Annotated in this window: 11 protein-coding genes; 7 read left to right on the top strand and 4 right to left on the bottom strand. The window is 59.3% G+C overall.

What is annotated here, in order from left to right:
- The first annotated feature begins 9 nt into the window (after positions 1 to 9).
- Together SYN9616_RS0114475 and SYN9616_RS0114470 are read left to right on the top strand one after the other, a co-directional pair.
- The gene (locus tag SYN9616_RS0114475) at positions 10 to 1,359 is read left to right on the top strand and encodes an aldehyde dehydrogenase family protein (protein ID WP_198015217.1); all 1,350 of its coding nucleotides are present in this window, start codon (positions 10 to 12) and stop codon (positions 1,357 to 1,359) included.
- Positions 1,360 to 1,457: 98 nt separating this feature from the next.
- Complete coding sequence (locus tag SYN9616_RS0114470; RefSeq protein ID WP_028953735.1) at positions 1,458 to 2,444, top strand: LysM peptidoglycan-binding domain-containing protein; 987 nt, start codon at positions 1,458 to 1,460, stop codon at positions 2,442 to 2,444.
- A 3-nt stretch (positions 2,445 to 2,447) separates the two neighbouring features.
- On the opposite strand, the gene SYN9616_RS0114465 is transcribed toward SYN9616_RS0114470, so the two are convergent.
- Both SYN9616_RS0114465 and SYN9616_RS0114460 read right to left on the bottom strand, forming a co-directional pair.
- Positions 2,448 to 3,929 (bottom strand): ATP-dependent DNA helicase RecQ, encoded by a 1,482-nt coding sequence (locus SYN9616_RS0114465; protein ID WP_028953734.1) that lies wholly within the window; start codon positions 3,927 to 3,929, stop codon positions 2,448 to 2,450.
- A gap of 48 nt (positions 3,930 to 3,977) precedes the next feature.
- On the bottom strand, positions 3,978 to 5,018 hold the full coding sequence (locus tag SYN9616_RS0114460; protein WP_028953733.1) for a hypothetical protein: 1,041 nt from the start codon (positions 5,016 to 5,018) through the stop codon (positions 3,978 to 3,980).
- 100 nt (positions 5,019 to 5,118) lie between these two features.
- Between SYN9616_RS0114460 and SYN9616_RS0114455 the strand changes: the two genes are divergently transcribed.
- The 3 genes from SYN9616_RS0114455 to SYN9616_RS0114445 all read left to right on the top strand — a co-directional run bounded on the left by SYN9616_RS0114455 (position 5,119) and on the right by SYN9616_RS0114445 (position 7,703).
- Positions 5,119 to 5,328 carry a photosystem I reaction center subunit IV gene (locus tag SYN9616_RS0114455; protein ID WP_028953732.1) on the top strand — a complete coding sequence of 70 codons (210 nt, stop codon included), beginning with the start codon at positions 5,119 to 5,121 and terminating at the stop codon, positions 5,326 to 5,328.
- Positions 5,329 to 5,333: 5 nt separating this feature from the next.
- Positions 5,334 to 6,170 (top strand): DNA-formamidopyrimidine glycosylase, encoded by an 837-nt coding sequence (locus SYN9616_RS0114450; RefSeq protein ID WP_028953731.1) that lies wholly within the window; start codon positions 5,334 to 5,336, stop codon positions 6,168 to 6,170.
- Between the two features lie 69 nt (positions 6,171 to 6,239).
- On the top strand, positions 6,240 to 7,703 hold the full coding sequence (locus tag SYN9616_RS0114445; RefSeq protein ID WP_028953730.1) for a glycoside hydrolase 100 family protein: 1,464 nt from the start codon (positions 6,240 to 6,242) through the stop codon (positions 7,701 to 7,703).
- 81 nt (positions 7,704 to 7,784) lie between these two features.
- On the opposite strand, the gene petD is transcribed toward SYN9616_RS0114445, so the two are convergent.
- Together petD and petB are read right to left on the bottom strand one after the other, a co-directional pair.
- Positions 7,785 to 8,267: a cytochrome b6-f complex subunit IV gene (petD, locus tag SYN9616_RS0114440; protein WP_028953729.1), complete on the bottom strand. Its 483-nt coding sequence runs from the start codon at positions 8,265 to 8,267 to the stop codon at positions 7,785 to 7,787.
- Positions 8,268 to 8,305: 38 nt separating this feature from the next.
- Positions 8,306 to 8,962, bottom strand: a complete 657-nt coding sequence (gene petB / locus SYN9616_RS0114435; protein WP_007100534.1) for a cytochrome b6 — start codon at positions 8,960 to 8,962, stop codon at positions 8,306 to 8,308.
- 67 nt (positions 8,963 to 9,029) lie between these two features.
- On the opposite strand from petB, the gene ctpZ reads away from it, so the two are divergent.
- On the top strand, positions 9,030 to 10,328 hold the full coding sequence (gene ctpZ / locus SYN9616_RS0114430; protein ID WP_028953728.1) for a carboxyl-terminal processing protease CtpZ: 1,299 nt from the start codon (positions 9,030 to 9,032) through the stop codon (positions 10,326 to 10,328).
- On the top strand, positions 10,325 to 11,575 hold the full coding sequence (locus tag SYN9616_RS0114425; RefSeq protein WP_028953727.1) for an HD domain-containing protein: 1,251 nt from the start codon (positions 10,325 to 10,327) through the stop codon (positions 11,573 to 11,575). The genes ctpZ and SYN9616_RS0114425 overlap by 4 nt, the downstream gene beginning before the upstream one ends.
- Positions 11,576 to 11,600 lie beyond the last annotated feature (25 nt).

The following is an 11,600-nucleotide window of genomic DNA, read 5'->3' as shown; positions in this document are numbered from 1 at the left end:
CTGGAGCAGATGCGTGATCTGGTTGGTCGTGGTCAGACCCGCTCACACGCCTGGCGTGTCGAGCAGCTGAAGCGGCTGAGAGAGCTGGTGGAATCCCATGAGCAGGACGTTCTCGAAGCCCTTGCATCGGACCTTGGCAAGCCCTCCACAGAAGCCTTCTTCGAGGTGGTGGCCCTGCTTCAGGAGCTGAAGCTGACCGACAAGAACCTGCGCCGCTGGATGCGTCCAACATCCGTTCCAGTGCCCCTGGCACAGAGGCCGGGGCAAGCCTCCGTTGTTCCAGAGCCCCTGGGCTGTGTGCTGATCATCGGACCGTGGAACTATCCCTTCTCCTTAACGCTGCAACCACTGATCAGCGCTTTGGCAGCAGGCAACACGGCGGTTCTCAAACCCTCCGAACATGCCCCTGCAGTGGCGGCATTGATCGCCAAGCTGATACCGCTTCACTTCGCGTCGGATGTGGTGAGCGTGGAGCTTGGAGATGGCCGGGTGGCATCCGAGCTGGTGTCCATGCCCTTTGACCACATCTTCTTCACAGGCGGCGGTGCCATCGGCCGCAAAGTTCTTGAAGGGGCCGCCGCCAATCTCACACCAGTCACCCTGGAACTGGGGGGCAAAAGTCCCGCAATCGTTCTGTCGGGAGCCGACCTGGCGGTGACCGCCAGACGCTTGATCTGGGGGAAGGGTCTCAATGCCGGCCAAACCTGCATTGCCCCCGACCACCTGCTCGTTTCTTCAGATCAACGCGAGGGGTTGCTGACAGCTCTGCAAGCAGCACGTACGGAGATGTACGGCAACGAGCCGCTGAAGTCGGATCAGCTGGGCAAGATCGTGAACGACCGCCAGTTCTCAAGGCTGGAGGCATTGCTCGAGGGAGCACGGTCTCAGGGGAGGATCCTGCTCGGTGGCGAGCTCGATCGTGAACAGCGGCGTATCGCCCCCACCGTGATTCAGGTCGATGATCGAGATGATCCACTGATGTCAGATGAGCTGTTTGGGCCGCTGTTGCCGCTGTTGAACCTCGGTCAACTCGATGATGCCCTCGCTGCGATCCGGAAAGATCCGAAACCCCTTGCCCTTTACGTTTTCGGAGGAAATGATGACCAGCAGCGGAGGGTTCTGGGATGCACCAGCTCGGGTGGTGTTTGCATCAACGATGTGGTGATGCAAGCGGGAATCCCCGACATGCCCTTCGGAGGAGTCGGTGGCAGCGGAATGGGGAGTTATCACGGTCGGAGTGGCTTTGACACGTTCAGCCATCGCAAAGCCGTGCTGCGACGTCCTTTCCGATTTGATTTCAAAGTGAGATATCCCCCTTACAAACTTGATCTGAATGTTCTGCGGCGCCTGGCGGGCTGAATTCATCAAGACCCATTACTTCCCTGCCGCAGCAGGCGGTCTAGATCACTGGCACATCCTGAAATAGGCCTTACATTCGACATAGCAATCGGACAAGAATGCGTCTACCCAGTCTCGCCGTCCTTGCTCTGACGGCTCTGTTCCCGCTTCAAAGCGTTGCTGGAAGCATCACCGTCAAACCGGGTGAAACGCTTTCTGATATCGCCGCGAGATACAACATTTCCCTGACGAAGCTGATGCGGATGAACGACATCAGCAATCCAGACCATGTGGAAATCGGCAGCCGGCTCACCGTCCCCGGTTCCAACGTTCAGGCCGGTTCCGGCCGCCATCAGGTGGCCTCGGGGGAAACCCTCTCCGGCATTGCAAGCCAATACAACGTCAGCCCCCGGGATCTGATGGCACTGAACGGTTTGGCTGATGCCGACCATGTGGAGCTTGGTCAAACCCTGAAATTGCCATCCAGCGCTGTTCAACCGACAAAGCGCCCCAAAGCCGCACCGATCACCGTGGTAACCGGTGCCAGTGAGCACACGGTGGCCAAAGGTCAGACGCTGACGCAAATCGCACGCGCCTACAAAATCCCGGTCACCAGCCTGATCAGCATCAATCAGCTGGTGGACCCGAACAAAGTCGAGATCGGCACTCGGCTGTATCTGAAAGCGCCTGCCAGCGCAACCAGCGCACCCGTTGAGCCTGCCCAGACCACCGCCAGCGCACCGGCAGCGCAAACCAAGCCCAAAGCCGACGTGAAGGCGGTGGTGAAAGCCGAGCCGACATCCGAGCCCAAAGCGACTCCAAAGACCAAGGCATCCTCTGGCTCTTCCGTGACCGTGATCGCCAAAAAAGCCGATTGGAGGTCATATGGGCCCCTCCAAATCGACTGGGCGAACTGGCTTTCGATGGATGGCGCCCATGTTGCACCCACACTCAACGCGCAGGGCCAGGCTCTGTACGTCGCCATCAACTGTTCGGCGGGAAAGATGAATGCCACAGGAGCGGACGGAGCTTGGAAGAGCTGGTCAGCGCCGCAGTCCGGCTTTGAAAAAGACCTGATGAAGGATCGCTGTCAGGCCAAAGCCTGAGCATCAGGCGGCGTAATCAAGGGGCCATGGATCATCGATGTAGCGACGTCCGCTGTCCCGCAGGTACAACCGCTGGACGCCGTCATTGCTTTCCCTGATCAGCTCGTCCTGAACAAGACGCCGAGCCAACCAGGTCCAGCGATCGCTTCGGCCAGGTTCTGTGATCTGCAGCTGTTCTCCGAGGCGGCGGATGTCCGTTCCATCCTGGTCAGCCAGATGGGAGAGCAAGGTATGAACCTGCGCCGACCAATCACGGCGCTTGGGGCTTGTCAGGCAGCGATCACAACGGCCGCAAGGACCGACCAGTTCTCCCACGGCCAGAAGCAACGCTTGTTCGCGACACATCTCCCCTTCCGCGACCGCTTCCATGCGGCGCAATTGCTGTTGAGACAAATCCAGACGTCGACGTTCATCTGTGGAATCACAACGGCGACTGGCCGCCTGCATGGCCCATCCCAGGCTGGTGCGATCGCCGGGTGAGAAGAGCACCAGGCAAGACGCCGGGTGTCCATCACGTCCAGCTCGACCTGATTCCTGCAGGTAGCCCTCAGGTGTTGCCGGAAGATCCAGGTGCAGAACAAGCCCGACATCTCCGCGATCAACCCCCATCCCGAAAGCCACCGTGGCCACCAAGACAGGGCGGTCCTCCTCCAGGAAATGGGTAAGTGCCGACTGACGTTCCGCGGGTTCCAGACCGGCGTGATACGGCGTGGCCGGGACCTTGAGCTCCTGCAGACGCTCCGCCCAGCGCTCCACAGATCGACGGGTTCGGGCATAGATGAGAGAGGCTCCCCGTGAGGATTCGAGGGCCTCGAGAACAGCGGGCATCGGATCCCGTGGACGCCGACGCATGGAATAGGTGAGGTTGTTCCGCCGTGCGGAACTGACCTGAACCAGAGGAGCCCGCAGATCGAGTAATCGAATGATGTCGGCCCGAACCCGTGGAGCAGCGGTCGCACTGAGGGCGAGCATCGGCACGCCTGGACAGAGGCCCCGGATCTGCCCAAGGCGGCGGTAGTCGGGCCTGAAATCATGTCCCCAGGCGCTGATGCAGTGGGCTTCATCCACAGCAAGAGCCACCAACCGGCCTGAACGGGCGCGATCTTCGAGAACTCCGCGGGTCGCTTCACCCTGCAAGCGCTCCGGTGCCAGATAGAGAAGGCGCAGACGGTCTTCCTGAAGGTCCCTCCGGGCCTGCTGACGGCGTTGCGGATCCAGCCCTGAATGAAGACAGGCGGCGGCAATGCCGCGGCGCTGCAGCTGCATGACCTGATCTTCCATCAGAGCCACCAAAGGTGAGATCACCACAACCAGACCCTCTCGGATCAAGGCGGGGAGCTGATAGCAGAGGGACTTGCCTCCACCCGTCGGCAAAACGGCAAGGGCATCACGGCCGCTGAGAACAGCCTCAACAACCGGACGCTGACCCGGACGAAATTCAGACCAGCCGAAATGGCGATGGAGGGACTGTTCGAGGGGATCCACGATCCACCACCACTAGCGGAGTGATCCTACCGAACACCAGATGTGGAGTCAGGGCAAGGGGGGTGGTTCCAGCTGGTCGGGAGATTCCTCGACAAGTTGCAGCCGCACCCGCTTGCCTCCAGCCAATTCACCGAGGGACACCCGCATCGTGGATCCGCTGAGTGACTGCAACGCATCCAGAACATCGCGCAGATAGGGCGTGCTGCTCCCGCTCTCCACCCACAACCGTTCCTGCAGGCCCCCAAGCCGTCGCCAGGACGTGTGCAGCTTGAGCACGGCGGCCTCCAGAGCCTGGGCCTGACCCACCGCATCCGCCAGGAGTCCGAGAGCATCCAGTCGCTGCGCTTCTTGCATCGCCTTCTCCAGGTCCAGCTCCCCTTGCTGGAAGGCACGAACGGCCACTCCGGCCTCAGTGGCCTTTGTGATCCAACGTGCCGTGCTGGTGACATCTTTGATCCGATCCAGCTCCGGCTCCTCCTTCAGCAACTTGCGGAAGTCGTCCTGCTGGGGTTCGGGCAGTTTCGCCAGCTCCCGGACCAACGGGGCCACGGCCCGAGGCGGCAGCAGATTCTCCTGGGTGCGCTGACGAATCTCCTCCGGCAGCAGCGGACTTGTTGCAGCGGTGAATTCGTCGGAGAGACGACGCACCTGTTTACGGGTGATCTCCTGTCCCTCATTGGCTGCCTCGGAAATCATCACCTGAACTTCCGGCGCAGCCTGAGCCGTTTCCAGGAAAGCTCGCTTCGAGAAGTGATTGACGCTGCTCTCCTCAAGCATGCCGCCACCCACCAAATCATCAGCGGACTCCGCCAGCTGAATCAGCCCATAGGCGCGGGTTTTGCTGATCTCACGTTCCCGCAACCACTGCAGGAACCCTGCGCCACGCCCTTCACCGCCGCGTTTTTCGCGATCACGAACCGCTCGGAGAATGCGACCCCGCCAGATCTCAGTCTGGAGATCGAAGCGGTCGCACACGGCCCAGGCCTGTTCCAGCCTGGCCAGGAATTCCATCGTGCTGATGTCATCCCGTTCCGGATCGGGCAGATCCAGCTGCAACGTGGGTTGGTCTGGTGCAACAGAGCTGGTCAACAGGCTTAACGGCAAGGACAGGGACGACATTCTGTGACGCTGTCTGTTTCTGGCGATGGCGGAGCGATACGCTCCCAATTGCAACCTTCCTTGCCCAGCAATGGCGATCTCCCGCGGCGCCAAGGTGCGCATCAAGCGCCCTGAGTCCTACTGGTTCAACGAAGTCGGAACAGTGGCTTCCGTCGACACCTCCGGCATCCGCTATCCGGTGGTCGTGCGATTCGAGAAAGTCAACTACAACGGCCTCGACGGTACAGATGGTGGTGTCAACACCAACAACTTCGCCGAAGCCGAGCTGGAGCAGGCCTGAGGCTTTTGCCCGAACTTCCTGAAGTCGAGACGGTCCGCCGGGGACTGGCGGACCGTCTCCAATCCTTTGTTGTTTCCGAGGTTGAGATCTGCAGGGCGCGAGCGATCGCCAGTCCGGATGACCCCGAACACTTCAGGCATGCCCTTAAAGGGTCCGTGATCGGGGACTGGACCCGACGGGGCAAATATTTAATGGCAGAACTTCAGCCGGATCGCGGCGTCTGGGGCGTGCATCTCAGGATGACCGGTCAGTTCCAATGGCACGAGCAAGCGCGCGAAGCCTGTCCGCATACCCGCGTGCGCTTCTGGAATCCCGATGGAGCCGAACTGCGTTTCGTGGACGTTCGAAGTTTTGGTGAGATGTGGTGGGTACCGCCAGGGGAAGCCGTCGAAACCGTGATCAAGGGCCTGAAACAACTGGGGCCGGAACCCTTCAGTGAGGCGTTCACCGCCCCTTATCTCAAACGAAAACTGAAGGGATCGGTTCGGCCGATCAAAAGTGCACTTCTGGATCAAAGCCTGGTGGCCGGTGTCGGCAACATCTACGCCGACGAAAGCCTTTTCATGGCTGGAATCCGCCCGCTTACCCCTGCCGGTCGCCTCTCTCTGGCACGGCTCGAGACCCTCAAGCAGTGCCTTGTTGAGGTGCTGAACGCCAGCATTGGTGCCGGAGGGACAACCTTCAGCGATTTCCGTGATCTTGAGGGCGTCAACGGCAACTACGGCGGCCAGGCATGGGTTTACCGCCGCGGTGGAGAGCCCTGCCGTCGCTGCGGTACGCCGTTGCGAAGGGACAAGCTCTCCGGACGAAGCACCCACTGGTGCAGCGATTGCCAAACCTGAAGACTTGCTTCCACTGGCGAAAACCATTGCCATGACTAGGTTCGGCAGATCAGGCCTTGGAAGGGGTGCATGCCGGCACGGTTCACGCAGCACAACCAGAGGTTCCGCCCCAGTTCCAAGGAAGACCAGGTGGTGGACAAGGCGAAGGAACACTTCGAACGAACCCTTGTTGCGATCCGAGGCGAGTTAGCCGGCAGCGTCGCAGCGCTTGAGCATCCCAACCACGACGAAGCCCTCAATTACGGCGAAATCTTTCTGCGGGACAACGTTCCCGTCATGATCTATTTGCTTCTGCAGAACCGCTTCCCGGTGGTGAAGCAGTTTCTCAGTGTTTGCCTCGATCTTCAGAGCACCACCGTTCAGACGAGAGGTGTGTTCCCAACCAGCTTCGTGGAAGAGGAAGGCGAACTGATCGCGGACTATGGCCAACGCTCCATTGGACGGATCACCTCTGTGGACGCCAGCCTGTGGTGGCCGATCCTCTGCTGGATCTACGTCAAACGCAGCGGGGATAAAGCGTTCGGCAGCAGTCAGCGGGTTCAGCGGGGCTTACAGCTCCTGCTGGATCTTGTCTTGAACCCCAGCTTTGAAGGCACTCCGGTGCTGTTTGTGCCGGACTGCGCCTTCATGATCGATCGCCCGATGGACGTCTGGGGGGCGCCTTTGGAAGTGGAGGTTCTCCTCTTCGCCGCGCTGCGCAGTTGCATCGAACTTATGGAACTGCATCGCCGCCAGGAGAACAGTGCCCTGCTCGATCAGCGTCTCAGACTCAGCCGCCAGTGGATGCACGACCTGCGCCAGTACCTGCTCAAGCACTACTGGGTTACCAGTAAGACCATGCAGGTGCTGAGGCGACGACCGACGGAACAGTACGGAGACAACCAGTACCAAAACGAATTCAACGTCCAACCCCAGGTGATTCCCGACTGGCTTCAGGACTGGTTGGACAACCGAGGCGGTTACATGATCGGCAACATGCGAACTGGTCGGCCTGACTTCCGCTTCTACAGCCTGGGGAACTCTTTGGCCTCCCTGTTCGGTTTACTCACCGCTCCCCAGCAGAGGGCTCTCTTTCGCCTCGTTCAACACAACCGCGACGACCTCATGGCTGAAATGCCGATGCGGATCTGTCACCCACCGATGGACAACATTGAATGGCAGAACAAAACAGGCTCCGACCCAAAAAACTGGCCATGGAGTTATCACAACGGAGGCCACTGGCCGAGCCTGCTCTGGTTCTTTGGGGCCTCAGTCCTGCTGCATGAACGGCTGAATCCAAATGCCGATGTTCTCCTGATGAGCCAGATGAACACATTGATCGAGGAGTGCTACTGGAGCCATCTCAACCAATTGCCCCGTCAGCAGTGGGCCGAATATTTCGATGGGCCAACAGGCACCTGGGTGGGACAGCAGTCAAGGACTTATCAAACCTGGACGATCGTCGGTTTTCTGCTGATGCATCATTTTCTGAGGGTCAATCCGGATGATGTGCTGATGTTGCATCTTGATCCGGGAAGCGATTCATTGATCTGACATAAAAAACCCTCGGACTCAAAGCCCGAAGGTCTGCAGGAAGCTTAATTTGATCAACTTCAGACGTTGAAAACTAGGCGATCAAAACAGTCCGAGGGTTAGAGATTTGTCGATGGGAAGGGCAGCTCCAATTCCCAGGTAAATGGTGGTGATGGTTCCGAACAGAAACACGACCATGGCGACAGGACGACGGAACGGATTCTGGAACTTGTTGAAGCTTTCGATGAAGGGAACCAACATCAAACCAAGAGGCACAAGGGTCTGCAGAGCAATACCGAGAAGCTTGTTGGGAACGACCCTCAGAATCTGGAAAACGGGATAGAGGTACCACTCAGGGAGAATTTCCAGAGGAGTTGCAAAGGGATCGGCCTTATCACCCAGCATGGCCGGATCAAGAACTGCAAGTCCAACGATGCAAGCAATCGTGCCGAGAATGACGACAGGGAAAATGTAAAGAAGATCGTTAGGCCAAGCGGGTTCACCGTAATAGTTGTGACCCATGCCCTTGGCGAGCTTGGCCCGCATCTTGGGATCGGACAGATCTGGCTTTTTAAGGATGTGCATCGGTTAATCGGGTGTTGAAAGAACAGTAGAAGCGCTGATCACAACGGGCCAGAAATGCCTTGCTTCCGGATCATCAGGAAGTGCATGAGCATGAACACCGCGAGCAACCAAGGCATCACGAAGGTGTGGAGGCTGTAGAAGCGAGTGAGGGTGGACTGTCCAACGCTTTCACCACCACGAAGGAGTTCAACCATGAAATCGCCGACAACAGGGATGGCGGCGGGGACTCCAGACACGATTTTCACAGCCCAATAGCCAACCTGGTCCCAGGGGAGGGAATAACCGGTCACCCCGAAAGAAACCGTGATCACGGCCATGGTGACGCCTGTTACCCAGGTGAGCTCACGCGGACGCTTGAAACCACCCGTGAGATAGACCCTGAACACATGCAGGATCAGCATCAACACCATCATCGATGCACTCCAGCGGTGCACAGAACGGATCAGCCAGCCGAAGCTGACATCGGTCATCAGGTACTGAACCGACGTGTAGGCCTCAGCCACCGTCGGTTTGTAGTAGAAGGTCATCGCGAACCCGGTCGCGAACTGGATCAGGAAGCAAACAAGCGTGATTCCTCCCAAGCAATAGAAAATGTTGACGTGGGGGGGCACGTATTTGGAGCTGATGTCGTCAGCAATGTCTTGAATTTCAAGACGTTCCTGAAACCAGTCGTAAACCGGAGATGAGTTCGCCATGCACAAGCGGGCTCGAGTTGCGAAAGTCTACTGAGCACGTTTCTGACACCGCGCCAGGAGGAACGCTATGTATCCGTTTATTAACGAATATTCAAATCCACTGCGCCGCCTGGGGTGTGCGGCTGGCCGAACGCTCGTTGCGATCACATTGCTTCTGATCGTCAGCCTCACGCCTGGGGTCCAGTCCGTCGACGCCCTCAGCGATGCCCAGCAACTTGTGGTCGACAGTTGGCGTTTGGTCAACCAGGGGTATTTCGATCCGGAGCAACTGGATCGCGTGCGCTGGCGGCGACAACGACAGAAAGCTCTCGAGAAAACGATCGTCAGCAGTGATGACGCCTACGGAGCCATTGAAACGATGCTCGCCGTCCTGGACGACCCATACACACGCCTGCTCAGACCTGAGGACTACGCAGCGCTGAAGGACAGCACCAGCGGCAACCTCAGCGGGGTTGGCTTGCAGCTGGGTCCTGGAGAGGAGACAGGGGAGGTGGTTGTGATTTCCGCCCTCGATGGCTCACCGGCAGCCGACGCGGATATGAGCAGCGGGACCAAGATCCTTGCGGTGGACCACCAATCGGTGGAACCGTTGGGCCTTGAGGGAACAGCTGAGGCCCTGCGCGGTGATGTCGGCACACAGGTCGTGCTGACGATCCAGGGAGCCGATGGACTGGAACGGGAGCTTGATCTCGAACGCCGCCATGTCGATCTGCGACCGGTCCGCACGAGACGCTTGCGCAATGACTCGCACACACTGGGTTACATCCGGATCACCCAATTCACCGAAGGGGTTCCAGAGCAGGTCCTGGAAGCTCTCCAGGAGCTTCAGGCAAAAGACGTCGAGGGGCTCGTCCTAGATCTCCGCAACAATTCCGGTGGGCTTGTCAGCTCAGGGCTGGCGGTGGCCGATGACTTCCTGAGTGGTGCGGCGATCGTCGAAACCCGTGATCGGGAGGGCATCAACGACACCATCCGAGCCAACGTCGGAACTGTTTTCGACGGTCCGATGCTGACCCTTGTCAACGGTGGGACAGCAAGCGCCAGTGAAATCCTTGCTGGTGCCCTTCAGGACAACGATCGCTCGTCGCTGATGGGCAGCCGCACCTTTGGGAAAGGGCTGATCCAGACCCTGACAAACCTCAGCGATGGCAGTGGTCTTGCCGTCACTGTGGCTGGGTATGTCACACCCAGTGGCCGGGATATCCAGGGCGAGGGAATTGAGCCGGAGCGCATTCTCGATGGACCAGAGCCACTCAACCCAGGAGCCGAGGGCGATCGCTGGATCACGGAAGCCATGAACTGGATGGGTTCGCAGCTGGAGATGGAGTCGCTGCTGGAGACGGAGCAAAACACCAGCGAGGCATGAGCCAGCGCACGTATCACGATCCACTCCACGGCGGAATCGGCATGAACGCCGAGGACCCGGCGGAGTGCATGGTGATTGCCCTCGTGGATTCAGCCGCCTTCCAACGACTGCGGCGAATCCGTCAACTCGGCCCAGCCTTCCTCACCTTTCATGGAGCCGAATCCAGTCGCTTCACCCATTCCCTGGGGGTGTTCCATCTCGCCAGGCGTGCCTTCCGGCACCTGCACAGCGGTGATCCTGACCTGGCGCAACACCGAGGGATTCTTTACGCCGCGGCCCTGCTCCATGACATCGGCCATGGCCCTCTCAGCCATACCGGGGAGGACATGTTCGGCTATCACCATGAAGCCTGGTCAGCCCGGGTGATCCGTGAGCAGCCAAGCATTCGGGACCCTCTGGAGGACTACGCCGAAGGAACGGCAGATCGCGTCGCGGATCTGCTCGAGCACGGACTGACCGATCGCCCAGTGATCAAGAGGCTGGTGAGCAGCCAGTTGGACTGTGACCGACTCGATTACCTGGTTCGGGACAGCTACAGCACCGGGACTCGCTACGGGCAGCTGGACCTCGACCGGATCCTTGCCGGCATCACCCTGGCGCCCGACGGCGATCTGGCCATTCACCCCAAAGGTCTGATGGCCGTGGAGCATTACCTGGTCGTGCGCAACCTGATGTATCGGAGCGTCTACAACCACCGACTCAACGTGGTGTGCAACTGGCTCCTTGAACGCCTGGTGCAGACGGCCCGCAATCTCGGACCGGGACAGGTCTGGACGGATGACGTCATGCATCAGTGGCTTTGGGCGCCAGCTGAGATGACGTTGAACGTCTTTCTGGCCAACGATGATTTGCGCACGGGCTATCACCTCCAACGCTGGCAGGAGGAGGGGCCGGAACCACTGGCTGATCTCTGCAGCCGCTTCCTGGATCGCCGCCTGTTGAAAGCCATCGCCGTGGAGCACCTCAGTCGCGAAAAACAGCTCGCAGCTCTGGCCATCGCCAGCCGGCTGGCCGAGACCATCGGTTACGACGCAACCCTCTGCTGCGGCCTGCGGCATCAAGAACTGAGGGGCTACCACCCCTATCGCGGTGGCCTCAGAATTTGGGATGGCCGCCATCTCCTGGCCTTAGAGAAAGTCTCACCCCTCGTGAGCAGTCTTGTGACGCCAGCGGAAACCTCATGGCTGATTCATCCCGGCGAGATCCATGGGGACCTGCTGCTTGCAATGGACCGTGAGGGTCTCTGACCCTTCAATGGAGTGCACTGTTGAC

The sequence above is a fragment of the Synechococcus sp. CC9616 genome, assembly GCF_000515235.1.
GTDB lineage: Bacteria > Cyanobacteriota > Cyanobacteriia > PCC-6307 > Cyanobiaceae > Parasynechococcus.
This window is presented reverse-complemented; position numbering and strand designations above follow the sequence as displayed.